General features: G+C 70.6%; 20 protein-coding genes. 8 read left to right on the forward strand and 12 right to left on the reverse strand.

Annotation, left to right across the window (positions count from 1 at the left end):
* Positions 1-3 precede the first annotated feature (3 nt).
* Together ACLJOK_RS24725 and ACLJOK_RS24730 are read left to right on the forward strand one after the other, a co-directional pair.
* Positions 4-813 (forward strand): endonuclease/exonuclease/phosphatase family protein, encoded by an 810-nt coding sequence (locus ACLJOK_RS24725; protein WP_410820982.1) that lies wholly within the window; start codon positions 4-6, stop codon positions 811-813.
* A 64-nt stretch (positions 814-877) separates the two neighbouring features.
* Complete coding sequence (locus tag ACLJOK_RS24730; protein WP_410820983.1) at positions 878-1,612, forward strand: hypothetical protein; 735 nt, start codon at positions 878-880, stop codon at positions 1,610-1,612.
* 140 nt (positions 1,613-1,752) lie between these two features.
* Here the strand turns inward: ACLJOK_RS24730 and ACLJOK_RS24735 are convergent, their stop codons facing one another.
* Both ACLJOK_RS24735 and ACLJOK_RS24740 read right to left on the reverse strand, forming a co-directional pair.
* Entirely contained in the window at positions 1,753-2,562 is an 810-nt protein-coding gene (locus ACLJOK_RS24735; protein ID WP_410820984.1) for an alpha/beta fold hydrolase, read from the reverse strand.
* A gap of 62 nt (positions 2,563-2,624) precedes the next feature.
* Positions 2,625-3,587, reverse strand: a complete 963-nt coding sequence (locus ACLJOK_RS24740) for a TIGR03557 family F420-dependent LLM class oxidoreductase (protein WP_410820985.1) — start codon at positions 3,585-3,587, stop codon at positions 2,625-2,627.
* A 375-nt stretch (positions 3,588-3,962) separates the two neighbouring features.
* Between ACLJOK_RS24740 and ACLJOK_RS24745 the strand changes: the two genes are divergently transcribed.
* Complete coding sequence (locus tag ACLJOK_RS24745) at positions 3,963-5,324, forward strand: cellulase family glycosylhydrolase (RefSeq protein WP_410820986.1); 1,362 nt, start codon at positions 3,963-3,965, stop codon at positions 5,322-5,324.
* Positions 5,325-5,379: 55 nt separating this feature from the next.
* Here ACLJOK_RS24745 and ACLJOK_RS24750 read toward each other — a convergent pair whose 3' ends face one another.
* From ACLJOK_RS24750 to ACLJOK_RS24780, 7 genes are all read right to left on the reverse strand, one after another.
* Positions 5,380-5,700 carry a DMT family transporter gene (locus tag ACLJOK_RS24750; RefSeq protein ID WP_112620797.1) on the reverse strand — a complete coding sequence of 107 codons (321 nt, stop codon included), beginning with the start codon at positions 5,698-5,700 and terminating at the stop codon, positions 5,380-5,382.
* A gap of 86 nt (positions 5,701-5,786) precedes the next feature.
* A complete protein-coding gene (locus tag ACLJOK_RS24755) occupies positions 5,787-6,989 on the reverse strand; it encodes an RNA polymerase sigma factor (RefSeq protein ID WP_410820987.1) in 1,203 nt (400 codons plus the stop codon).
* A 63-nt stretch (positions 6,990-7,052) separates the two neighbouring features.
* Complete coding sequence (locus ACLJOK_RS24760) at positions 7,053-7,454, reverse strand: YciI family protein (protein WP_410820988.1); 402 nt, start codon at positions 7,452-7,454, stop codon at positions 7,053-7,055.
* Positions 7,455-7,558: 104 nt separating this feature from the next.
* Positions 7,559-9,694 (reverse strand): alpha-galactosidase, encoded by a 2,136-nt coding sequence (locus ACLJOK_RS24765; RefSeq protein ID WP_410820989.1) that lies wholly within the window; start codon positions 9,692-9,694, stop codon positions 7,559-7,561.
* The gene (locus tag ACLJOK_RS24770; RefSeq protein ID WP_410820990.1) at positions 9,691-10,605 is read right to left on the reverse strand and encodes a carbohydrate ABC transporter permease; all 915 of its coding nucleotides are present in this window, start codon (positions 10,603-10,605) and stop codon (positions 9,691-9,693) included. Before ACLJOK_RS24770 ends, ACLJOK_RS24765 begins: the two co-directional genes overlap by 4 nt.
* Positions 10,602-11,558, reverse strand: coding sequence for a carbohydrate ABC transporter permease (locus tag ACLJOK_RS24775; protein WP_410820991.1), 957 nt, complete (start codon positions 11,556-11,558; stop codon positions 10,602-10,604). Before ACLJOK_RS24775 ends, ACLJOK_RS24770 begins: the two co-directional genes overlap by 4 nt.
* Positions 11,559-11,579: 21 nt before the next feature.
* The gene (locus tag ACLJOK_RS24780; RefSeq protein ID WP_410820992.1) at positions 11,580-12,908 is read right to left on the reverse strand and encodes an ABC transporter substrate-binding protein; all 1,329 of its coding nucleotides are present in this window, start codon (positions 12,906-12,908) and stop codon (positions 11,580-11,582) included.
* 282 nt (positions 12,909-13,190) lie between these two features.
* On the opposite strand from ACLJOK_RS24780, the gene ACLJOK_RS24785 reads away from it, so the two are divergent.
* From ACLJOK_RS24785 to ACLJOK_RS24800, 4 genes are all read left to right on the forward strand, one after another.
* On the forward strand, positions 13,191-15,182 hold the full coding sequence (locus ACLJOK_RS24785; protein WP_410820993.1) for a beta-galactosidase: 1,992 nt from the start codon (positions 13,191-13,193) through the stop codon (positions 15,180-15,182).
* Between the two features lie 37 nt (positions 15,183-15,219).
* Positions 15,220-15,996, forward strand: a complete 777-nt coding sequence (locus tag ACLJOK_RS24790) for a DeoR/GlpR family DNA-binding transcription regulator (RefSeq protein WP_112603873.1) — start codon at positions 15,220-15,222, stop codon at positions 15,994-15,996.
* 73 nt (positions 15,997-16,069) lie between these two features.
* Positions 16,070-16,558 carry a hypothetical protein gene (locus tag ACLJOK_RS24795; RefSeq protein ID WP_410820994.1) on the forward strand — a complete coding sequence of 163 codons (489 nt, stop codon included), beginning with the start codon at positions 16,070-16,072 and terminating at the stop codon, positions 16,556-16,558.
* Between the two features lie 262 nt (positions 16,559-16,820).
* Entirely contained in the window at positions 16,821-17,765 is a 945-nt protein-coding gene (locus ACLJOK_RS24800) for a sporulation protein (protein ID WP_410820995.1), read from the forward strand.
* Between the two features lie 64 nt (positions 17,766-17,829).
* Here the strand turns inward: ACLJOK_RS24800 and ACLJOK_RS24805 are convergent, their stop codons facing one another.
* Together ACLJOK_RS24805 and ACLJOK_RS24810 are read right to left on the reverse strand one after the other, a co-directional pair.
* Positions 17,830-18,207 (reverse strand): hypothetical protein, encoded by a 378-nt coding sequence (locus ACLJOK_RS24805; protein WP_112603907.1) that lies wholly within the window; start codon positions 18,205-18,207, stop codon positions 17,830-17,832.
* Between the two features lie 178 nt (positions 18,208-18,385).
* The gene (locus ACLJOK_RS24810) at positions 18,386-20,428 is read right to left on the reverse strand and encodes a glycerophosphodiester phosphodiesterase family protein (RefSeq protein WP_410820996.1); all 2,043 of its coding nucleotides are present in this window, start codon (positions 20,426-20,428) and stop codon (positions 18,386-18,388) included.
* A 191-nt stretch (positions 20,429-20,619) separates the two neighbouring features.
* Here ACLJOK_RS24810 and ACLJOK_RS24815 point away from each other — a divergent pair, with 191 nt between their 5' ends.
* On the forward strand, positions 20,620-21,039 hold the full coding sequence (locus ACLJOK_RS24815; RefSeq protein WP_210787040.1) for a hypothetical protein: 420 nt from the start codon (positions 20,620-20,622) through the stop codon (positions 21,037-21,039).
* 55 nt (positions 21,040-21,094) lie between these two features.
* Here ACLJOK_RS24815 and ACLJOK_RS24820 read toward each other — a convergent pair whose 3' ends face one another.
* Entirely contained in the window at positions 21,095-23,389 is a 2,295-nt protein-coding gene (locus ACLJOK_RS24820) for a HelD family protein (protein WP_410820997.1), read from the reverse strand.
* Positions 23,390-23,465: the final 76 nt, after the last annotated feature.

Raw genomic sequence — 23,465 nt, forward strand, 5'->3', positions numbered from 1 at the left:
GTCGTGCTGCGGGTGATGACCTGGAACATCCGCACCGGCGGCCGGGATCGCGGCGGCCTCGACCGGCTGGATCAGGTGGTCCAGGTCGTCGACGAACAGGCACCGGACGTGCTGGCCCTCCAGGAGTTGCGCGGCTTCGACCGGGACGGGTTGATGGCCACCGTGGCCGGCCGGGTGGGGATGATTCCCCACCTGGCCCGGTCCTGCTTCGGGCAGCCGGTGGCGGTGCTGGTCCGGCCGCCGTACCGGGTCGTCGACGCGGGTTCGGTGCGCCGTCCGTTCCACCACGCCGCCGCCCGCGTCGTAGTGGCCACTTCCGTCGGCCCGTTCACAGTGCTCGGCACCCACCTCTACCCGTACTCCGGGGGTCGACGGCGGATGGAGGTCGACTGGTTGGTCGCCGCGATGCGCCGCAACCAGGGGCCCCTGACGCTGGTCACCGGTGACCTCAACTCGCTCGACCCGACCGTCGACCACACGGCCCGGCTGGCCGGCATGCCCACCCTCTACCGGCGGCGGCACCTGCGTCGCTCCGGTGACGCCGTGGACACCCGGGCGATCGCCCGGCTGCTCGCCGCCGGCCTGGTCGACCTCTGGCCGTCAGCCAACGTCGACGTGCCGGAGGCCGCCGGCCACTCAGTGCCCACCCGACTCGGCGGGGCCGAGTTCGCCGGGATGCGATTGGACTACCTGCTCGGCAGCACGGCGGTGGCGCAGCGGGTCCTGGAGTGTCGGGTGATCCGCGACGGCGTGGCGGCCACCGCCTCCGACCACTATCCGCTGCTCGCCACGCTGGAGTTGTCTCCCGGCTGACGCCACGTCGGTCCACGCTGCCGGCGGCCCCCAGGGCGTGGCGCGGGCCGATTACCGTGCCACCGTGACCGACCGCCGCACTACCCGCTCGCCGCTGCCCGGTCCACCGAACGATCACCGGGCCGTGTCGGCGAGGGCGCGCCCAGCCGCCGACCCACTGGCCTCGGGCAGGGCGCAGCCGGCCGCCGTCGCGCCCCCGCTCGTCGCGGCCGTCGCGCGCGGTGTGGCGTTGGTCGTGGTGCTGCCGGTACGCCTGCTCTGGGAGCTGATCGTGGCTGCCGGCCGGCTGCTGCACCGGTACCTGCTCCGCCCGGCGGGCCGGTTCCTGCGCCGCTGGCTGCTGACCCCGCTGGCCTGGCTTCTGCACCGGCTGGTCTGGCTTCCCCTGGTCTGGTGCGCCCGGCACCTGCTGTGGCGCCCGCTGGTGTGGGTCGTCCGCACGATGATCTGGCCCGCGCTTGTCTGGTTGACCCGTCATGGGCTGCGCCCGGCCCTCGTGGTCCTCGGGCGCGTGCTGGTCTGGCTCGTCGAGCACCTGCTCCTGTGGCCGCTGCGATTGTTGGGCGCGGTGCTCACGCCCGTCGGTCGGCTGGTCGTCGCCGCGGTGGTCGGCGCGTGGCGGACGGCCGGCCGACTGCTACGACTGCTCCACCGACTGCTGCTGCGCCCGCTCGGGCGAGGATTGCGGTGGCTGTGGCGGGCCACCGTCGCGCCCGCCGCCCGCTGGGCCCGCCGTTCGGTGTTCGACCCGGCCCGGCTGGCCGTCCGCGAGGTGCTCAGCGCCCTGGGCCTGCCCTGATGAGACGTGCGGGGCTCAGAGCACCAGATTCAGCAGGACGGTCAGCACCACCGAGGCCACGATCGAGAAGAGGATCATCAGGAGGCAGCCGAGGCCCCCGCCGAGCGGGCGGATCTCCGTGTTGCCGAAGCGCATGATGTTCACCTGTCCGTGAGTGCGGGATGAGGGGCGAGCAACTGCCGGATCGCGTCCGCGACCGTCAGCGGGTCGGTCGTCGCCACGTTGTGCGGGGCGCCGGGAACGACCACGAGGTTGGCGTTCGGCACCAGCCTGGTCACCTGGTCCCGCCACCGTGGCGGGGCGATCGGGTCCCGCTCGCCGGTCAGGACCAGGGTCGGCGCGGTGATCCGGACCAGGTCCGCCTCGACGGCGTTGTGCACCGAGTGCGACAGCGTCGCGAGGACCCGCCAAGGCCGTGCGTTCCACACGTCCCGCGCCAGGACCGGCGCCTGTAGCGGTGCCTCGTCGAGGCTGTCCACCAGCCACCGGCCGAGCAGGGCCCGACGGGACCGGGCGGACGCATCGCTGGTCGGCCCGGCCAGCACCAGCGCGCGTACGGCGCCCGGGTGGTTCGCGGCGAGCGCGGCGGCCACCTCGGCGCCGAACGAGTGCCCCAGCAGGCAGACCGGCGGCAGTTGGTACGCGGCCAGCCAAGCGGCCAGGTGGTCGGCGTGCCGGCGGACGTCGTACGCGCCCCGGGGGCGTTGGGTCAGCCCGAAGCCGGGCAGGTCCGGCACGTACACCTGGTGGGTGGTGGCGAGCGCGACGGCCAGCGGGGTGAGATACCGATGCGATACCGCCAGGCCGTGCACGAGCACCACGGGTGGTGCCTCGGCGGTCGGGCCCGCAGCGCGCCGGGTGTGGGTTCGCAGCCCGTCGACGAGCCGCCACTCGCTGGTCAGCCCCCCGGCCGGCCGGGGCGCGGCCATGCCGAGCCGCAGTTCGGCCATCCCGAAGCGGCTGGTGCGAGCCGGTCGGGTCGGCCGGTGCCTCGGATGGGTCGCGGTTCGTTTCACAGTTGGCGCAGTCGGGGCAGCAGCTGCTCCTGCGCCCAGTCCAGGAACATCGGCTGGGTCTCCCCACCGACCTGGATGATCGCCACGTGGGTGAAGCCGGCGTCGACGAACTTGCGGAACGCCTCGACGTGCGCGTCCAGGTCCGGACCGCAGGGGATGCCCTCGGCGACGTCCTCCTCGCGGACGAACTGGGTGGCGGCGGCGAAGGACTCCGGGCCGGGCAGGTCGGCGTTGACCTTCCAACCCATTCCGAACCAGCGGAACTGGTCGTGCACGATCTTGCGGCACTCCGCCTCGTCGGGGCCGTAGCAGATGGCCACCTGGCCGTAGCGGGGCTGGCCGACGCCCCCGGCGTCGTCGTACATCTCGATGATGTGCCGGTCGGGTTCGGTGGAGATGAGGCCGTTGCCGTACTCGGCGGCCAGCGTCGCGGACTGTCGACCGGACGCGGCGATCGCCATCGGCACCGGCCGTTCCGGGCGGTCCCAGACGTAGGCGTCGGGCACGTCGAAGTGATTGCCGGAGAAGGTCAGCGTCTCCCCGTTGAGCAACGGCCGGATGATCTGCAACGCCTCCTCGAACATCTCGTGCCGCTGCTGGACGTGCGGCCAGCCGCCGACCACGTGCTCGTTCAGGTTCTCCCCGGCGCCCAGGCCCAGGGTGAACCGGCCGTCCGAGAGCGCCCCGATGGTGCTGGCCTTCTGCGCGACCACGGCCGGGTGGTAGCGGCGGATCGGGCAGGTCACGAAGGACATCAGCTGCGCGCGGGAGGTGGCGTGGGCGACCGCGCCGAGCACCGACCAGGCGTACGGAGAGTGGCCCTGGGAGTCCAGCCAGGGGTAGTAGTGGTCGGACATCACCAGCTGGTCGAAACCAGCCGCCTCGGCGCGTACCGCATGGTCCACCAGCTGTTTGGGCCCGGCCTGCTCGCTCATCAGGGTGTAGCCGACGCTGACCATCCTGGTATCCCCTCTCGCTGACGGATCGTTCCCGGGATACCCCGGTGCACGGCGGTCAACCCTCCCGTCCGGTTCGGCCGCCGCGGTGCTTGACGGATCCCCGCCGCCTGCCTACCGTCGCTCTTAACCGGTTAAGAGCCGGGTGTGGCGCACATCCTGTGGTGGGGATGACCGCCCCGCGACGGCCCGCGTCCGCGCGGGCCGTTGCGGCTGTCTGGGCTGCGGGCCCGTCAACTGAACCGGTTGCGAAGACCAATCCATCGTCCTACGCTGATGCCTGCGCCGAGAGCCGGGCGCGGCTGCCGGGCTGCAGCCGCCTTCCCCTGTTACATCCCCACCCCTGTCGGGCACCGGGGGTCCTCCCTGAGGAAGGCCATGAAGACTCGACTCTCCGCCGCCGGCGCGACTCTGCTCGCGTTGCTCGTCACCGTCTTGGCGTTCGGCCAGCCGGCACACGCCGCGGCTGGTTTCTCCGTCGCAGGCGGCAAGTTGTACGACGCCAACGGCGCCGAATTCATCATGCGCGGCGTCAACCACGCGCACACCTGGTACCCGCAGCAGACCAGCTCGTTCGTCGACGTGAAGGCGCTCGGCGCGAACACCGTGCGGGTGGTGCTCTCCAGCGGCGACCGGTGGACCCGCAACACCAACGCCGACGTCGCCAACGTCATCTCGCTCTGCAAGGCCAACCGGCTGATCTGCGTGCTGGAGGTGCACGACACCACCGGGTACGGCGAGCAGAGCGGCGCGATCACCCTCGACCGTGCGGTCGACTACTGGCTCAGCCTCGCCGACGTCCTCGCCGGCCAGGAGAGGTACGTCATCGTCAACATCGGCAACGAGCCGTACGGCAACCAGAACTACGCCTCGTGGGCCACCGACAACGCCAATGCGATCAAGCGCCTGCGGGCCGGCGGGTTGACCCACACGATCATGGTGGACGCCCCGAACTGGGGGCAGGACTGGTCGTTCACCATGCGCGACAACGCCGCTTCGGTCTTCGCCGCCGACCCGGCCCGCAACACGGTGTTCTCCATCCACATGTACGGGGTGTTCGACACCGCCGCGGAGATCAGCGACTACCTGGGCCGGTTCCGCACCGCCGGGCTGCCCATCGTGGTCGGTGAGTTCGGCTTCAACCACTCCGATGGGAACCCGGACGAGGACGCCATCCTCGCGTACAGCCAGGCCAACGGGATCGGCTGGCTGGGCTGGTCGTGGAGCGGCAACGGCGGCGGCGTCGAGTATCTCGACCTGGCCACCAACTTCAACCCGGCGAGCCTCACCGACTGGGGTCAGCGCCTCTTCAACGGCGTCAACGGCATCCGGCAGACCGCCCGCGAGGCCAGCGTCTTCAGCGGCACCCCACCGCCGACCACGCCGCCGCCGACCACCCCACCCCCGACGACGCCTCCGCCCACCACGCCCCCGCCGAACGGTGGCTGCACGGCGACGTACACGGTGACCAACCAGTGGCAGGGCGGCTTCCAGGGTGAGGTACGGGTGACCGCCGGCGCGAGGGCGATCACCGGCTGGACAGCCGGGTGGACCTTCGCCAACGGCCAGCGCGTCACCCAGTCCTGGAATGTGGCCCTCACCAGCAGCGGAACCACCGTGACCGCCCGCAACACCGACTACAACGGACGGCTGGCCGCCGGGGCCAGCGCCAGCTTCGGCTTCCTCGGCAGTTGGACCGGCACCAACAGCCTGCCGGTGGTGAGCTGCACGGCGAGCTGATCGTCGGACCGGTGGCCGGGTCCGCGCCGGACCCGGCCACCGGAAACCGTCCCGGTCAGTGCTCCCCGGCCAGGTTCACGACGACCACCCCGGCGATGATCAATGCGATGCCGGTGAGCTTGGCGAGCCCCACCGACTCGCCCAGGAACACCGCCCCGATCGCCACGATGGCCGCGGTGCCCAGACCCGACCAGAGGGCGTACGCCACCCCCACTGGGATCTCCTTCACGGCCTGGGCCAGCAGGAGGAACGCCAGCGCGTAGCCGCCGAGGCACGCCACCGTCGGCCAGAGCCGACTGAACCCGGCGGTGCTCTTGATCAGGCTGGTCGCCACCACCTCGGCGAGGATGGCGATCCCCAGCAGCACGTACGCCATGGTTCCTTTGCTCCTTCGTGGTCGATGAAGCCCGTCGCAGCAGTTGCCGGGGTCGAGCCGCGCCGGAAGACCAGTGACCCCTGTTGTTACGAAAGATCGACGGACTGGGCGGCCAGTCGGGCAGCCCGCATGGTCAGGTAGAGCTGCTCGGGGCGGCTGCTCGTGCGGGCGGCGGCGATCCGGTAGTCGGCGATCGCCTGGGCCTGATCGCCGGCCATCTCGTGCAGGTGGGCGCGGGCGGCGGCGAGCCGGTGGTTTCCGGCCAACTGCGGGTCGTGGGTCAACGCGTCGAGGGCGGCCAGGCCGGCGGCCGGCCCGTGCACCATGGCCGTCGCCACGGCCCGGTTGAGGGCCACCACCGGGCTGCCGGCCATGCGTTCCAGCACCTCGTACAGTGCCTGGATCTGCGGCCAGTCGGTCTGCTCGGTGCTCGACGCCTCGTCGTGCAGGGCGGCGATGGCGGCCTGCACCTGGTACGGACCGACCGGCCCGCGCGGCAAGGCCCGGGTCACCAGTGCGACGCCCTCGGCGATCGCCGTCGCGTCCCAGCGGCTGCGGTCCTGATCGGCCAGTGAGATCAGCTCGCCGGAGGGCCCGGTCCGCGCCGGGCCGCGTGCCTCGGTGAGCAGCATCAGCGCCAGCAGCCCGGCCGACTCGCTGTCGTTCGGCAGCAGCGTGTGCAGCGCGCGGGTCAGCCGGATCGCCTCCGCCGCGAGGTCGACGCGGCGCAGGTCCGGGCCGGTGGTGCTGGTGTGCCCCTCGGTGAAGACCAGGTAGAGCACCTGCCGTACGGCGATCAACCGGTCCGCCCGCTCCGCCGGCTCGGGCATTCGGAACGGAAGCCCGGATGCCCGGATGCGCTGCTTGGCCCGGCTGATCCGCTGCGCCATCGTCGCCTCGGGCACCAGGAACGCGCGGGCGATCTCGGCGGTGCTCAACCCACCGACGGCGCGCAGGGTCAGCGCCACCGCCGACGTCGGCGCGAGCGCCGGGTGGCAGCAGAGGAAGAGCAGCACCAGCGTGTCGTCCCGCTCGGCGGTCAACTCCTCGTCCGAGGCTGGCGCGTACCGCTGGTCGTCCGGGTCCCGGCGGGCGACCAGGTCCTCCCGGCGGCGTCGGGCCTGCTCGCCGCGGACCAGCTCGATCATCCGCCGGTAACCGACCTGGATCAGCCAGCCCCTGGGGTTCGCCGGCAGCCCCTCGGTCGGCCACTGGGTGGCGGCGGCCAGCAGCGCCTCCTGCACCGCGTCCTCCGCCGTGGCGAAGTCACCGAAGCGGCGGCTGAGCACGCCGAGGACCTGCGGCGCCAGCTCGCGCAGCAGGTCCTCGAGGCGGGGATCGGTGTTCAGCCCTCACAGCTCCTGCGGTGGGGCGGACATCACCGGGTGCACCTCGATCGGCATGTTCAACGGCCGGCCGCCGGGGCCGGGCGCCGTGGAGATGTGGGCGGCCAACTCCACGGCCCGCTGCGGGCTCTCGCAGTCGACGATCCAGAAGCCGGCCAGGAACTCCTTCGTCTCGGCGAACGGCCCCTCGGTGACCACCGGCGCCCCGCCCTCACCGGCGCGGACGATCCGGGCCTGCTGCGGGCCGCCGAGGCCCTGCCCGTCGACCCACTCGCCGGCGGCGGTGAGCTTGGCGTTGACCTCGCCCATGAACGCGATGTGCGCCCGGACCTCGTCCTGGGTCCAGGTGTCGACGCTCGGGAAGTCGGTCCCGGCGGCGCTGAACTGCATCAGCAGCATGTACTTCATGGTTGGCTCCTCACACCCGTGCACCGTCGTCGATGCTCTCACCCTGAGGTAGAAGCAGGCCCCGCCGTTCTCGACACCCCGGCCGAAGATTCTCCAGAATCTTTTCAGTCGACGGCGTCGACCTCCAACACCAGGCTCTGCTCCGGGTGCAGGGCGGGCAGCTGCACACCCACCCGGGCCAGCGCCGCCCCGCTGAGGGTGAGACCACTCGAGAGCCAGGCGGGCGGGGACCTGTCGATGCTCGCCGGGGCCGGTACGCCGGACACCTGTCGCACCCGGTACCGCCGGCCCGGGTCGAGGCCGGGCAGCCGCACCGCGCCGGGCACCTGCGTCACCGAGGTGGTCAGCCGGGCCACCGCGTACACCGCTCGGGTGTTGTCGTGGTCGACCACGCCGTGCGCCCAGACGGCCGGGTCCGGGTGGTCGACCCGGACCACCCGCCCAGCGTGCAGCAGCGGGCGCAGCCGCTTGTGCAGTGCCACCCAGGCGGCCAGCTCGGTCTGCTCGGCGGCGCTGATCGACGCGATGTCCCACTCGATGCCGTGGTGGCCGAAGAGCGCGGTCGCCGCCCGGAAACCCAGGTCGTGCACGCGGTTGGTGGTGTGCGAGCGTTCCGGGCCGACGTGGGTGCCGATCAGCTCCGGTGGCAGCAGCAGCCCCGTCCAGCGTTGGATGCTGAGGCGCTCCAGTGCGTCGTTGCAGTCGCTGGCCCAGACCCGGTCGGTGCGCGCCAGGATGGCCAGGTCAACCCGGGCCCCGCCGGACGAGCAGCTCTCGATCTCCAGCCCCGGGTGCCGATCGCGCAGCTCGTCGAAGAGCCGGTAGACCGCCACTGTCTGCCCGTGCACCCCGGGGCGGCCGTGGTGACCGGCCTCGGTGAGGTCCCGGTTCTGGTCCCACTTGAGGTACCGGATGCCGGGGTGGTCGGTGAGCAGCGTGTCGAGGCGTTCCAGCACATGGTCGTACGCCTCGGGGCGACCCAGGTCGAGCACCTGCTGGTGACGCCAGGCCGGCGGCAGCCGCCCCGGCACGGCGAGCACCCAGTCCGGGTGCGCGCGGAACAGGTCCGAGTCGGGGTTGACCATCTCCGGCTCGACCCAGAGGCCGAACTGGAGGCCCTGGCCGGTGACGTGCTCGATCAGCGGTTGCAGGCCGTCCGGCCAGACGCCCTCGTCGACGTACCAGTCGCCGAGCCCGGCGGTGTCGTCGCGCCGGCCGCGGAACCAGCCGTCGTCGAGCACGAACCGCTCCACGCCGATCTGCGCGGCCCGGTCGGCGAGCGCCCGCAGCCGGTCCAGGTCGTGGTCGAAGTAGACCGCCTCCCAGACGTTGAGGGTGACCGGGCGGGGGGAGCGTGGGTGTCCGGGGCGGGCCCGGAGGTGGGTGTGCAGCACGTCGCTGAGCCCGTCCAGCCCGACGTCGGACCAGACCGCGTAGAGCAGTGGAGTTTCGTACGCCTCGCCGGGGCCGAGCCGGACCTCCCCGGGGGCCAGCAGCTCGCCGCCACCGAGGGTGGACTCGCCGGTGGGCCGACGCTCGGCGAACGTGACGTGGTCGCCGCTCCAGGCGGTGTGCACCGCCCAGACCTCACCGTGGCCGAAGCCGAACCCGGCGGTGCCGGCCACCAGCAGCAGCGTGGCGTCGTGCCCGGTACGGCCGTGTCGGCCCTCGCGGACCCAGGCGCCGTGCTGCCACGGATGCCGCTGCGGGGACCGTTCCCGACACCACCGGCCGGTCAGGTCGAGCAGTTCGGTGGCGACCGCCGGCACCGGCAGCACCGGCGTCAGCTCCCGCAGCTCGTACGCGCTGTCGCCGTCGTTGCGCAGCCGGTGCCGAACGGTCAGCAGGCCGTACGGGTCGAGTGTGATCTCGATGGTCAGGGCCAGCCCGGCGGCCGGGTCCGACGCCCGGACGGTCACCCGCGCCGGTCCGTCGGCGGGCTGGTCGACGTCGAGACCGTCCAGCCGGAACGCTGTGGACCAGTCGGCCCTGTCGCGGTGCCCGGCCAGACCGGGCCGTCCACTCCAGCCGGCGCTGGCCTCCGGCAGCACTGACAGCACTGTCGGCTCGTCGAAGCTGCTCGGCACCACCGGCGGTACTGTCGCGTCGGTGAGCTGGCGCAGGCCGTCGTCGTCGAGGTCGCCGACGTCGCCGCCCCAGTGCACGACCCGGGGCAGCCCCGGGCCGCGCGCGTCGAGCACCAGGCTGGTCCGCGCGCGGCGCAGGTGCAGGATCGTCATCCTTTGGAGGCTCCCAAGGTCAGGCCCCGAACGAAGTGCCGCTGGAGCATAAAGAAGATCACCAGGGTGGGGATCGCGACGAGCACGCTGCCCGCCGAGACCAGGTTGTTGTCGGTGAAGAACTCACCGCGCAGGTTGTTCAGCGAGCTGGTCACCGGGAACTTGTCGCCGGTGCGCATGAGGACGGTGGCCCAGAAGAACTCGTTGTAGATCCAGGTCACCTCCAGCGTCGCCAGCGCGGCCAGAGCCGGCCGGCACAGCGGCATGGTGACCTGCCAGTACTGCCGCCAGATACTCGCCCCGTCGACCATCGCCGCCTCGTACAGGTCACGGGGCAGCGCCTTCATGTAGTTGCTGAGCACGAAGACACAGAACCCACACTGGAAGGCCACGTTGATCAGAATCAGGCCCCAGTAGCTGTCGTAGAGCAACTCCGAGTCGCTCATGAACTCCGGCAGCGGCACCTCGGTGAAGAGCCGGAACAGCGGGATGAGCAGCGCCTGCTGGGGCAGCAGGTTGGCAGCGGTGAAGATCCCGAGCAGCACGAGGTTGAGCTTCCAACTGAACCGGGCGATGACGAACGCCACGCAGGAGGCGAGGAAGAGCGTCAACAGCACCGCCGGCACGGTGATGTACACCGAGTTGAGGAAGTGCTGCCCGAACTCCGCCGTCCGCCAGGCGGTGACGTAGTTGTCGAAGGTCCAGCCGCCGAAGGAGACGTAGCCGTTCGCGGCGGTGTAGTCGTACGAGCGCAGCGAGGTCAGCACCGCCCAGGCGATAGGAAAGAGCCAGGCCAGCGAGACGACGATGAGGAAGCCGTGCAGCAGGATCCGTAACGGGGTGAGTTTTTTGCGGCGCGGCGGCGCGTCGGGCCCGCCCTCGGTACGCCGGGTGATGGTCGTGGTGCTCATTCCCGGTTCTCCCTCATCACGGTCGCCAGGTAGATGGTGATGAAGACCAGCGAGACGACCAGCATGATCGTCGCCAGCGCCGAGCCGAAGCCGATCCGGCTCGCCTCACCCACCACGTTCTGGGTGACCAGCGCGGAGATCAGCTCCAGCCCGTTGCGGCCCTTGTTGACCACCCAGACCAGGTCGAACGCGCGCAGCGACTCGATCACGGTCACCACCAGCACGATGATGTTGATGGGCCGTATGACCGGGAACACGACCCGGAAGAACGTCCGGCTCTCCGAGGCGCCGTCGACCGCCGCCGCCTCACGCAGCGACGGGTCGACGCCCTTCAGGCCGGCCAGGTAGAGCAGCATGATGTACCCGACGTGCCGCCACCCGGAGGCGACCATGACCGCCCAGATGTTGACGCTGGAGTCGCCGTACCAGTCGATGCTGCTGCCGAAGACGGCGTTGATCAGGCCCTGGTCCCGGGAGTAGAGCAGCTGCCAGACGAAGCCGATGAGCGCCAGCGAGAGCACCACCGGCAGGTAGAGCGCGGTCTGGTAGAAGCGGCTGCCGCGCAGCTCCTTGTCCAACAGCACGGCCAGGAACATGCCGAACGGGGTGGCGACCACGAAGAGCGCCGCGAGCCAGAGCAGGTTGTGCTGGACCGCCGGCACGAACGGCGGGTAGATGTTCACGACGTCGCTGTAGTTGCGCGCGCCGACGAACTCGATCTCGTTGAGTGGGCCGATGCCGTCCCAGTTGGTGGCGGAGAGCAGCACGGTGGCCGCCGCCGGCAACCAGACGAACCCGGTGACGAGCAGCAGTGGGACGAGCACCATCAGCGTGATGACCACGCGGTCGGTGCGGGACAGGAGCCGTAGCCGCCGGCGACGACCACCAGTGGAGGTGGTCGCGGCCGGCGGCGGCACGGCGCGATCCGCTTGGATCAGGGGCAGGTCGGACACGATGTCCTCCCCCTTCCGCCGTCAGTCAGTGAAGATCGACTTTTTCTGGTTCTCGATGGACGAGGTGAGCCCGCCGATGTCCTTGGGGTCCTTGATGAACTGCTGGAGCGCCGGGATGATCACCGTCGAGGCGAAGTCCGGCCGGGTGTCCCGGTCGAGGAACTGGGCGATCTCGGTGGCCGACCCGACCAGTTCGGCCGCCTTCTTCTGCAGCGCTGTGTAGCCGCTGACGTCGGCGCTGCCGTTGGCAACCAGGGTGGCCGGGTCGTTCTTGACCGTGATGTTCGCAGCGTCCTTGCCACCGAAGTACTCCAGCAGCTTGCGCGCGTTGTCCTCGCTCTTGGGCTTGCGGGCCATCATGTAGCCGTCGATCGGGGCGTCCAGCGCCTTGGCGCCGATGGCCGGGTCGATCTCGGGGAAGGTGAAGAAGTCGAGGTCGCTCTGCTCCTCGTTGCTGAACTGCTGACCGACGAAGAGGCCGAGCAGGTACATGCCGCTCTTCTTCTGCTGCAACGACTGCGCGGCCTCCTGCCAGGTGCGGCCGAGGCTGTCCGGCTGGTGCAGGGGGAGCAGGCCGGCCCAGGTGTCGAAGACCTTCTTGACCTTGTCGGAGGTCCAGGTCTCCTTGCCGGCCATCAGGTCGATGTGGAACTGGTAGCCGTTGATGCGCAGGTTGAGGATGTCGAAGGTGCCCATCGCCGGCCAGCCGTCCTTGTCGGCGAAGGCGATGGGGGTGAGGCCGTCCTTCTTCATCTGTGCGCTGAGCGCGGTGAGCTGGTCCAGGGTGGTGGGCACCTGGTAGCCGTGCTGCTGCCACACCGACTTGCGGTAGAAGACCGCCCACGGGTAGTAGGACGCCGGTACGAAGTACTGTTTGCCGTCGTCGCCGGTGGATGCCTTCTTGAAGGCGTCGGAGTAGCCGGAGAGCTTGCCCCACACGTCGCTGATGTCGCTGGCCAGGCCCTTCTGCGCGAAGAAGCGCATCCGGTAGCCGGCGAACCAGGTGAACACGTCGTCCGGCTTGCCCTGTAGGTAATTGTTGATGTTCTCCTGGAACGTGTTGTGGTCGACCGTATTGACGGCGACCTGCACCCCTGACGAGGTCTTGAAGCCGTCGGTGACCTTGACCAGGACGTCCTTCGGCTTCGGGTCGGACTGGTTCGAGCCGAGCGACACGTCCTTGCTGGACCCGCCGGAGCCGGAGTCGTCGCCGCAGCCGGCGAGCAGGCCGGTGCCGAGCAGCGCGCCCGTGCCGGCCGCGCCGGCCAGCAGCGATCGTCGGTTGATGCCGGCGACTGAGGGCGGTACGAGCCGAGCCAGGTACTCGGCTTGGGATTGGGGACGGGACATCTGTGCCTCCTGCGGATGAGAAGGAGCTACGCCCAAGGGCCTCAGGGTGGTGAGGGCAGGTCCGGCGTCGTGATCACACATTGAGATCCACCGAGAATCCACATTGGCGAACACGAACGGCCATTGGGGCCTCAAGCTACCCTGCGGTCGGGCGCTGTCAAGAGGGCAGTTCGCCTCTGATAACCCAGTCGTGACACGGCCGTTACCTGGTAAACGTTGGAAAGAAGCTCGATGTTGGAACCTGTTGACTTCCCTGGGCCAGCGGGTGCACCCTCAGCTGTCATGCGGCGATGGCAGGGTGACAGCATCTATTTCGGCGGCGACTACAACCCCGAACAGTGGCCCGAGGAAACCTGGTCCGAGGACGTCGACCTGATGCGCCAGGCCGGGGTCAACCTGGTCTCCGTCGGCATCTTCTCCTGGGCGTTGCTGGAGCCCACCCAGGGGCGGTTCGAGTTCGGCTGGCTGGACCGCGTGCTGGATCTGCTGCACGACGGCGGCATCCAGGTCGACCTGGCCACCGCCACGGCCAGCCCTCCACCGTGGTTGACCCGCGCGCACCCGGAGACCCTGCCCCGCCGGGCCGACGGCGCGATCCTCTGGCCGGGCGGACGACAGGCGTACTGCCCCAGCTCACCGGTGTTCCGCGAACGGTCGCTGGAGCTGGTACGCGCGGTCGCCAGCCGATACGCCGAGCACCCCGCCGTGGTCATGTGGCACATCTCCAACGAGCTGGGCTGCCACAACGCGCACTGCTACTGCGACGTCAGCGCCGAGGCGTTCCGTGGCTGGCTGCGGGAGCGCTACGGCGACCTGAACCGGCTCAACGACGCCTGGGGCACCGCGTTCTGGAGTCAGCGCTACGGCGACTGGGCCGAGATCAACCCGCCGCGCGCCGCGCTGGCCTTCGCCAACCCCACCCAGCAGCTGGACTTCCTGCGCTTCTCCTCCGACGAGCTGCGCGCCCAACTGCGCGCCGAACGCGAGGTGCTGAAGACCCTGGTCGGTCAGCCGATCACCACCAACTTCATGATCGGCATGGGCGTCAAGCACATGGACTACCAGTCCTGGGCGTCCGACGTGGACCTGGTGTCCAACGACCACTACCTGACCGCCGCCGACCCGCAGGCGCACCTCGGGCTGGCGCTCGCCGCCGATCACACCCGAGGCGTCGCCGGCGGCGATCCGTGGCTGCTGATGGAGCACTCCACCAGCGCCGTCCAATGGCAGCCGCGCAACGTGGCCAAGCTGCCCGGGCAGCTGCGCCGCAACAGTCTGGCGCACGTCGCCCGCGGGGCCGACGGCGTGCTGTTCTTCCAGTGGCGCGCGTCCCGGGCCGGCGCGGAGAAGTTCCACTCCGCGCTGGTGCCGCACGCCGGGCCGGACACCAAGGTGTTCCGCGAGGTCTGCCAGCTCGGCGCGGACCTCAAGGCCCTCGCGGAGGTACGCGGCAGCCGGGTGGACGCCGACGTGGCGATCCTGTTCGACTGGGAGGCGTGGTGGGGTGTCGAGCTGGATTCGCACCCCAGCGTCGACGTCACCTACGCCGACCGGCTGAACGCCCTGTACGGCTCGCTCTGGCGGGCCGGCGTGACCGCCGACATCGTCCACCCGTCGACCGACCTCAGCGGCTACCGACTGGTCCTGGTGCCGACCCTCTACCTGGTCCGGGACGCCGACGTCGACGCGCTGCACGCGTACGTCGCGGCCGGTGGCACGGCGGCGATCACCTACTTCAGCGGCATCGTCGACGCCGACGACCACATCCGGCTGGGCGGCTACCCGGGCGCGTTCCGGGAGTTGCTCGGCGTCCGGACCGAGGAGTTCTTCCCGCTGCGCGAGGGCGAGCAGGTCCACCTCGACGACGGCAGCACCGCCGACGTGTGGACCGAGTGGGTGCACCCCGACGGCGCCGAGGTGCTCGCGTCGTACACCGATGGGCCCTTGCCGGGCGTGCCGGCGCTGACCCGCCACCGGGTGGGCGACGGCGCCGCCTGGTATGTCGGCACCCGGCTGGACGAACCGGCCACCGATCGGCTGGTGGCCCGACTGCTCGCCGAGGCCGGCGTCCGCCCGGCGGTGTCGGCGCCGTCCGGGGTGGAGGTGGTCCGCCGCCGCGACGGCGACCGGACCTGGCTGTTCGCGATCAACCACACCGACACCGAGGTACGCCTGCCGGCGCACGGCGTCGAGCTGCTCACCGGAGGACACTGCGCCGGTGAGCTGGCACTGCCGGCCGGTGAGGTGGCGGTCGTCCGTGAGGATCGGACCTGATTCCGACGGCAGTCACGGCGCGAAGGAGGTTCCCCCCATGCTCGCCCAGCAGCGGCAGACCGCCATCCTCGATCTGATCCGCCAACGTGGCGGGGTACGGGTGAGTCACCTGGTCAGTCGGTTCGGCGTCTCCGACATGACGATCCGACGTGACCTGGAGGTGTTGGCCGAACGTGGCCTGGTCGACAAGGTGCACGGCGGCGCGACCCTCGCCGGACCAGGCTCGGCCGAGGAACCCGGCTTCGCCGCGAAGTCGATCCGCCAGCAGGCGGAGAAGCGGGCCATCGCCGAGCGGGCCGCGACGATGGTGGAGCCGGGGATGGCCATCGCGCTCTCCGCCGGCACCACCACCGCCGCGCTGGCCACGCTGCTCTCCGACGTACGCGGGCTGACCGTGGTGACCAACTCGATCCCGGTGGCCGACGCGCTCTACCAGAACCCGCGCGCCGACCAGACCGTCGTGTTGACCGGTGGCATCCGCACCCCGTCGGACGCGTTGACCGGGCCGGTGGCCGAGGCGGCGATCAGCGCGCTCAACGTCGACCTGCTCTTCCTCGGCGTGCACGGCCTCAGCCCACGGACCGGCTTCACCACGCCCAACCTGCTGGAGGCCGGCGTCAACCGCTGCCTCATCGGGGCTGCCCGCCGGTTGGTGGTGCTCGCCGACCACACCAAGTGGGAGACGATCGGCATCGCCACCATCGCCCCACTGGAGGCCGCCGACGTGCTGATCACCGACCGAGGGCTGCCGCCCGAGGCACGTACCACGATCGGCGAACAGGTAGGCGAGCTGGTGATCGTGGAGCCCGACTGACAATGCATCCTCGCCGGACGGCCCGCACGCCCACCCGTCCGGCAGACCAGGACTCGAACAAGGGAGCACGGCCATGAGCGCGGTCACTGCGCGATGGGCTGCGATCGTCGTCGTGGGCCTGGCCCTCGTCGGGATGCTGAGTTGGGTGGCCGGCTCGTGGCCCGCCGACCAGACCCGGGCGACCGTCGATCACTGCTATGTGACCCACGATCGGCTGGAGGCCATGCACAGCCGGTGCGTCGGCAACTGGACCCGCGGCGGACGCGGGCGACAGGGGCCGATCCACGGCGTCGACGTTCAGGAGTCCTGGAAGATCATCGACGGCGAGCCCAGCAGCGCGTACGAGTGGGAGGTGGCCGTCCCGGCCTCGGCTCGACAGCCACGCGTACTCGCTGACACCCGGCAGGCATGGACGCTGTCGCCGCGTGCCCTGCCCTGGGGTCTGGTCCCCGCCGGCCTCGTGGCGCTGCTGGCCGCGCTCGCCTGGTTGATCACCGCGTCGGTCAGAGCGCCGAGGTCGGCGCCGAGCGCGCCGGCCGGGTCGAGCGCCACGCCCACCTGACATCCGCCCCTCCGCTGACGTCGAACGGGAGGCGGACATCGGGCGGCCGAGCTGATGATGTGCGGCGCTGATCGACTCGGATTCAAGGAAGTCGGGGTGTCCTGGTCGCCGGGAGGCCCCGCTTTCCAGGAACCCGAGTTGATCAAACGCCGACCCCGACGCGGGGCGCTTCACAGCCACCTCACAGGGGTGCTGGATAGGGTGCCGTTCGAGTCAACGTCCGACTCCAACCTGGAGCGGTCGGCGTCGCACAGGAGTTCCGATGGTCTTCAAGAAGATGTTGAGCGCGTTCGGTGTGGGCGGTCCCAGCGTGGACACCGTGCTGACCAACCCCAACACCCGGCCCGGCCTGACCCTCGACGGGCAGGTCAACCTCGTCGGCGGCGACGCTGAGGCAGCCATCGAGCAGGTGGTGATCGGCCTGGTCACCCGGGTCGAGGTCGAGGGACACGACACCGAGTACGCGGGCACTATGGAGTTCCACCGCATGGCGGTCAGCGGTCCGCTCAAGCTCGCCCCGAAGCAGCAGCTCTCGATCCCGTTCCAGCTGCCGGTGCCGTGGGAGACCCCGATCACCGACGTGTACGGCCAGCGCCTGCACGGCATGACAATGGGTCTGCGCACCGAGTTGGCGATCGCCCGAGCGGTCGACAAGAGCGACCTGGACCAGGTGGCGGTGCACCCGCTGCCGGTGCACGAGCGGATCCTGGAGGCGTTCCAGCGGCTCGGCTTCCGGTTCAAGCACGCCGACCTGGAGCGTGGTCACATCCGGGGCGTGCAGCAGACGCTGCCGTTCTACCAGGAGATCGAGTTCTTCGCCTCCCCGCAGTACGCGAGCACGATCCGGGAGGTCGAGCTGACCTTCGTGACCAGCCAGCGCGGTGTGGAGGTCATCCTGGAGTGCGACAAGCGCGGTGGGTTCCTCAGCGCCGGTCACGACGCGTTCGGTCGCTTCCAGGTGTCGCACGCCGACGTCGACCGGGTGGACTGGGCGCAGGTCGTCGACGGTTGGCTGCGCGAGACCACGACCCGCTACGGCAGCCTGCGTTCCCAGTACGGCGCGAGCCACGGTCACCGGGGCGGGCACGGCATGGGCGGCATGGTGGCCGGGGCGGCGCTCGGCGTCGCCGGTGGCATGATCGCCGGCGACATGATCGGGGACGCGTTCGAGGGTGACTTCGGCGGTGACTTCGGCGGCGACGAGTAGTCGCGCACAGACGACGGTGGCCTCCGGGAGGTTCTCCCGGAGGCCACCGTGCACTGTGAACCGGTCAGTGCCGGGCCTTGCGCTCCTCGCCGCTGCGCCAGTTGCTGCCGGCCTTCGAGAGGCCACGGCTACCGAGGTAGCCCAGCGTCAGCAGGGTGATCAGGAACCAGGCGTTGTCGGCCCGGAAGATGTCCACCCCTGCGGAGTTCTGACCAACGACCTGCGACGCGCCCAGTACGGCGGCCACCGCGATCAGGTAGATCCAGAACTCGGTGGTCTTGAACGCCTGCTTGGTCTCCGTACCGGGTGCCTGCATGTCGTTGCGGCGCCCGTCATGCATGACCGGCATCTGCTGGGTCTGCATGTCCCGCATCTGAGCGGGGTTCTGCGGATCGTTCATGGGCCGGTTCATCGGCCGGGTGGAAGCAGCCTGCGTGCTCATCTGGTCCTCCTCAGGATGCGATGAGTCGTACCTGCATTCCCTCGCCCCGCTACCGCGTTTCGGCCACGGCACGGTTCGCTTTCGTGGCGAGGACAACCCCCGACTACCCGAGGCCCCGGAGCAGGTAACACCGATCGCCGGCCGGAAAAATCCGGCCGGCGATCGGGTGGTCGACGGGTCAGCGCAGACCGTTGCGGATCGCCACGCTCACCAGAAGGCCCGGGTCGTCGGTGATGATGCCGTCGACGCCCAGGTCGATGACCCGCTGCATCACCGTCGCGTCATCGACGGTGTACGGGATCACCTTCAGGTCGTAGCGCGTCTGCAGGGTCCGAACGTCCGGTCCGTGGAAGTATGCCGGGTTCTCCCGCAGGTACCAGTCGGTCGAGGCGACAGTGCCCTGCTTCGGGTCGTGCACCTGCCAGTTGGCGGACACCGTGCCAGCGCCCGCAGCCCGGGTCAGCTTGCCGAGGTCCTGGTACTTCCACCAGTCCAGTCCACCGGTCCACGGGCTCTTCACCGACGGGTTGCCGTAGACCGCCTCCAGCGAGCACTCGTCGGCGAGGGTCGCGCACTCGGCCGGACCGTACTGCCAGACCAGGCCGACAGTGCCGATCCGCCGGTCGAGCTGCCGGGCGTACGTGATGGTGCGCCAGTCGAACGACTGGATGGTGGCCCGGCTGGTGAAGCCGGCCCGCTGGATCGCGTCGACGAGCTTGCGGGTGAAGCTGCGGTACGGCTCGGTGTCGTTCACCACCGGGCTGATCTTCGTCTCGATGTTCATTCCGATGTCGGTGCGGCCACTCGCCTTCACCAGGGCGAATACCTCGTCCAGGGTCGGGATCCGGGCACCGGGCGCGGGCACCTGGGCGGGCAGCTCGGGCAGTGTCTTCGTGCCGCAGTCCACGGTCTTGAGCTGCGCCACTGTCAACTCGTGCACCGGCTTGCCCACGTACGGGAACTTCCGGTCGCCCGGGCGCACCGGGGCGGTGTCGACGCAGTGCGACCCGTTGACGGTGCGATCGTGCAGCACCACGAGCTTGCCGTCGGCGGTCACGTTGGTGTCCAGCTCCAGGGTGGAGATGGCCCGGTTGGACAGCGCGTTCGCGAACGCCGGCAGTGTGTTCTCCGGCCGGGTGGCCCGACCGCCCCGGTGTGCCTGGATGTCGAACGGCGCGGTGTACGCCTTCGGCAGCCGGTAACCGCGCTGCGCCAACACGCCCCGCAACCGGTCCGGGTAGTCGGTGATCAGGCCGTCCACCCCGTCGTCGATCAGCTTGGTCATGGTCGGCACGTCGTCGACCGTCCACGGGATCACCTTGATCCCGTAGCGGTGCGCCTGGGCGACCATCTCCTTCGTGACGTACGGCTTGTAGCCCGGGTCGGTGACTGTGCCGTTCTGCGGCATCCCGTGCACCGGCGAGAAGGCGCTGGCGCCGAAGCTGCGGATCGCCTTGATCGGGTCGCCGCCGAAGTCGTCGATGTCCAGCCCGCCCAGCCACGGCGAGGCTCCCGGCTGACCGGTCTGAAGGAAGTCGTAGTTGGTCAGGGCGACCAGCGGCAGCTTCGGCTCGACCTGACGCATGCGCATCAGCGCGCCCCAGTCGAAGCTCTGGATGGTGACCTGCTTGAGCAGCCCGGCGGCGCGGATCTCGCCCGCGGTGACCCGGACGAACTGCTCACGGGGGGCGGTCTCGGTCGGCGCGCCGGCCTCGACCTTGGTCTCGACGTTGAGCTTCACGTCCTTCGCCCGGTAGCGGTTGACCAGCGCGAAGACCTCACGCAGCAGCGGCATCCGGGCACCGGGGACGGCGAGCTGGCCGGGCTTGTCCGACAGCGTCTTCGAGCCGCAGTCGAGCGAGCGCACCTGGGCCAGGCTGAGCGTGTTGATGTACTTCCCGACGTACGGGAACTCCGGGTCGCCGGGCGTCACCGGTGTGGTGTCGACGCACTTGGTGCCGGTCACCTTGCGGTCGTGGGTGACGACGGCCTGGCCGTCCTCGGTGATCTGCACGTCCAGTTCGAGGGTGCTCACCCCGAGCTGGAGGGCGTTGCCGAAGGAGGCGAGGGTGTTCTCCACCCGCAGGCCGAGGCCACCCCGGTGGGCCTGCACGTCGAATGTCCGGTCCGGTCGTGGCTTCGCCTGGGCGGGCACCGCGAGCCCGGTCGTCACCGTCGCGGCCACCAGGGCCGCGACGGCGGTACGGCGTACTGTGCGCACGCTGTCATCCCCTCCTGCCGGCGGGCATCTCCCACCGGTCGCGGGACAGCATGGACATCTCGGGCTGCGGGCAGGCGGCCAGCGGGCGGCGTGACGGTGAACCGCCGTGGACGACCTCCCGGTCAGGCCGGGTTTGGTCGGCCGGTGGCCGGGCACGCAGTCAGTTCCACAGCTTCTGCGAGGTGATGGACGTGCGTGAGGACGACATGCGGCAGGATGCCGCCCGCGAGGCCGAGGATCGGATCGCCGGCGGCGTGTACGGCAAGGGCGCCCTCGACGAGGTGACTGTGCCCCGCACCGATGTGGAGAGTCAGATCCAGCGCGATGACCCGTTCGATCCGGCGAAGGAACGGATCGACCCACAGGTGCTGCGCGACGGTGGCCCCGTCGGCGGGCAGGGCGCGGTGACCACCACCGGTGGCACTGCCGGGCCGGCGAGCGTACGCCGGGTGGCCCGACAGCCGGAGCGACACCCGGGCACTGTCGCGCCGACCACCACCGGCGATGCCACCACCGGTGGCCTCAGCACCCCGATGGGCGGTGGCACCAGCGACCAGTCCACCTCCGCAACGGGCCCGGCAAAGTCCATCAGGGACAAATCCAACGACTAACCTCACCCGCCGTCCCCGCCGAGCGACAACTCGGTGGGGACGGCGGGCTTCGTGGTCAGCTCGCCGGGCGGAGGACGCCGAGGCGTTGGGTGGCACGGGTCAGGGCCACGTACAGGTCGCTGCGTCCGCGCGGGGACTCGGCCACCATCCGGTCCGGGTCGACCACCAGCACCGAGTCGAACTCCAACCCCTTGGCCTGCGCGACTGTCAACACCACAACCCGGCTCTCCAGCTCCGGATGCTCGCCGACGGCGGCCTCGGGCAGGGCGGCGGTCACCGCCGCGCCCAACTCGCCCACCCGGCCGGCCGGCACGAGCACCCCGAGCCGGCCCTCGGTCAGCCCGGCAGCCTCCCGGGCGGCCTCGGCGACCAACTCCGCCGCCAACCGCCCGTCGGGCACCGTCCGGTCCCACGGCGGTACGCCGCTCTCCCGCACCGAGCGCGGCGGCCGCAGCGCCGGATCGATCTCGGCCAGTACGTCGGCGGCGACCGCCATGATCTCGGCGGGGGTGCGGTAGCTGACCGTCAGCTCGGTGAGCCGCCACCGCTGCTCGACGTACGGGGCCAGGGCGTCCGCCCAGGACGGCGTGCCGCTGAGCGCGCCGGTCTGCGCCACGTCCCCGACGATCGTCATCGACCGGCTCGGGCAGCGGCGCATCAGCAGTCGCCAGGCCATCGGCGAAAGCTCCTGCGCCTCGTCCACGATGACGTGGCCGAACGCCCAGGTGCGGTCGGCGGCGGCCCGCTGCGCGGTGGTCAGCCGATCGGCCTCCTCCTGCCGCTCCAGCAGCCGATCCGCGTCGATCAGGTCGGTCACGCCGAGGATCTCACCGCCCTCGGCCTCGTCCTCGACGTCGATCGAGCGGGAACCCCGGGCGATCTCCAGCACGCCCTCGGCGTACTCCCGTTCCATCGTCCGGATGCGGTCCCGCCGGGCGGCGGCGGCGCGTTCGTCCTCGCCGAGCAGTTCGGCGGCCTCGTCCAGCAGCGGGACGTCAGCCGGCGTCCAGCCACCGGGCTCGCGGCGCAGCAGCCCCCGCTCGTCCTCGCTGAGCATCGGCGCGGCGGCGGCGATCCGGTAGGGGTCGGCGTACAGGTCGGCGAGCAGTCGCTGCGGGGTGAGCACCGGCCACAACCGGTCGAGGGCGGCCTGGATCTCCGTTTCCTCGCGCAGCTCGCGGCGGATCTCGGCCCGGTCCGCCTCGTCGAGGAGGTTGTCACCGCCGAGCGGGTCGGCGCCGATGCGTTCGGCCACCTGGTCGGCGAGCGCGTGCACGATCTCCACGTCGAACAACGCGCGGGCCAGGTTGTGCGGTCGGTCGACGCGGCGGACCCGGTCCCGGGCCGCCCGCACGATCTCCGGGTCGAGGGTCAGCGTCTCCCGCTCGACCTCGATCTCCAGCGGTTCGTCCGGCACCCACTGCCGGTCCCGTACGGCCAGCGCCAACACCTCGGCGAGCACCGCCCGGCCCTTGAGCGCCGCGGTCTCGGCCGGCTCGGTCCGTTGGGCGCTCACTCCGGGAAAGAGATCACCCTGGGTACGCAGCAGCACGCCGGTCTCGGCCAGCGTCGGCAGCACCTGGGAGATGTAGCGCAGGAAGGTCGCGTTCGGGCCGACCAGCAGCACGCCACGGCTGGAGAGTTCCCGGCGGTGCGTGTAGAGCAGGTACGCCGCCCGGTGCAGCGCGACTGCGGTCTTGCCGGTGCCGGGGCCGCCCTGGACCACCATCACGCCCGGAAGCTCCGCGCGGATGATCTCGTCCTGTTCGGCCTGGATGGTCTCGACGATGTCGCGCATCCGGCCGGTGCGGCCCGCGTTGAGCGCGGCGAGCAGCGACGCCTCACCGGTCAGCTCCTCGTGGGCGCCGGGGGAGGCGGTGTCGATGTCGAGCACCTCGTCGTTGAGCCCGGTCACCTTGCGCTGCCGGGTACGCAGGTGCCGGCGACGGCGTACGCCCTGCGGGTTCGCGGCGGTGGCGAGGTAGAACGGGCGGGCGGCGGGTGCCCGCCAGTCCATCAGCAGCGGGTCGTAGTCACCACTGGTGTCGAAGATGCCGATCCGGCCGATGTAGCGGCGGGAGTCGTCGTCGCCGTCGAGACGGCCGAAGCAGAGCCCGTTCTCCACGGCGGAGAACTGTTCGACCTGATCGGCGTACATCGCTACCGAGCTGTCGCGCTGCGAGCGGTCCTGGAGGGTGCCGCCGGTGTTGTGCAGCTCGGCGGTGAGCCGGTGGGCGGCCTGCTCACGCAGCTGGTCCAGCCGGTTGTAGAGCATCGAGACGTACTCCTGCTCGCGACCGATCTCGTCGTCGAGCGGCAATTCGCCGGAACCGCCGGAGTGCCTTGACAAGCCGTCTCCCTAAAGATTAGAATCCCTTGCAGGAACGGCTTTTAGCCGTTCTTTTTTGTGCCTTCGAACTGTTGAA

It is taken from the genome of Micromonospora sp. 050-3 (genome assembly GCF_046549335.1).
GTDB lineage: Bacteria > Actinomycetota > Actinomycetes > Mycobacteriales > Micromonosporaceae > Micromonospora > Micromonospora trifolii.

What these genes read in the sequence shown, in the direction of transcription:
- ACLJOK_RS24760 (WP_410820988.1), bottom strand. Translation starts at nt 7,454, where the DNA reads ATGAAGTACATGCTGCTGATGCAGTTCAGCGCCGCCGGGACCGACTTC.
- ACLJOK_RS24735 (WP_410820984.1), bottom strand. Translation starts at nt 2,562, where the DNA reads ATGGCCGAACTGCGGCTCGGCATGGCCGCGCCCCGGCCGGCCGGGGGG.
- ACLJOK_RS24765 (WP_410820989.1), bottom strand. Translation starts at nt 9,694, where the DNA reads ATGACGATCCTGCACCTGCGCCGCGCGCGGACCAGCCTGGTGCTCGAC.
- ACLJOK_RS24745 (WP_410820986.1), top strand. Translation starts at nt 3,963, where the DNA reads ATGAAGACTCGACTCTCCGCCGCCGGCGCGACTCTGCTCGCGTTGCTC.
- ACLJOK_RS24805 (WP_112603907.1), bottom strand. Translation starts at nt 18,207, where the DNA reads ATGAGCACGCAGGCTGCTTCCACCCGGCCGATGAACCGGCCCATGAAC.
- ACLJOK_RS24800 (WP_410820995.1), top strand. Translation starts at nt 16,821, where the DNA reads ATGGTCTTCAAGAAGATGTTGAGCGCGTTCGGTGTGGGCGGTCCCAGC.
- ACLJOK_RS24795 (WP_410820994.1), top strand. Translation starts at nt 16,070, where the DNA reads ATGAGCGCGGTCACTGCGCGATGGGCTGCGATCGTCGTCGTGGGCCTG.
- ACLJOK_RS24770 (WP_410820990.1), bottom strand. Translation starts at nt 10,605, where the DNA reads ATGAGCACCACGACCATCACCCGGCGTACCGAGGGCGGGCCCGACGCG.
- ACLJOK_RS24740 (WP_410820985.1), bottom strand. Translation starts at nt 3,587, where the DNA reads ATGGTCAGCGTCGGCTACACCCTGATGAGCGAGCAGGCCGGGCCCAAA.
- ACLJOK_RS24750 (WP_112620797.1), bottom strand. Translation starts at nt 5,700, where the DNA reads ATGGCGTACGTGCTGCTGGGGATCGCCATCCTCGCCGAGGTGGTGGCG.
- ACLJOK_RS24785 (WP_410820993.1), top strand. Translation starts at nt 13,191, where the DNA reads ATGCGGCGATGGCAGGGTGACAGCATCTATTTCGGCGGCGACTACAAC.
- ACLJOK_RS24780 (WP_410820992.1), bottom strand. Translation starts at nt 12,908, where the DNA reads ATGTCCCGTCCCCAATCCCAAGCCGAGTACCTGGCTCGGCTCGTACCG.
- ACLJOK_RS24790 (WP_112603873.1), top strand. Translation starts at nt 15,220, where the DNA reads ATGCTCGCCCAGCAGCGGCAGACCGCCATCCTCGATCTGATCCGCCAA.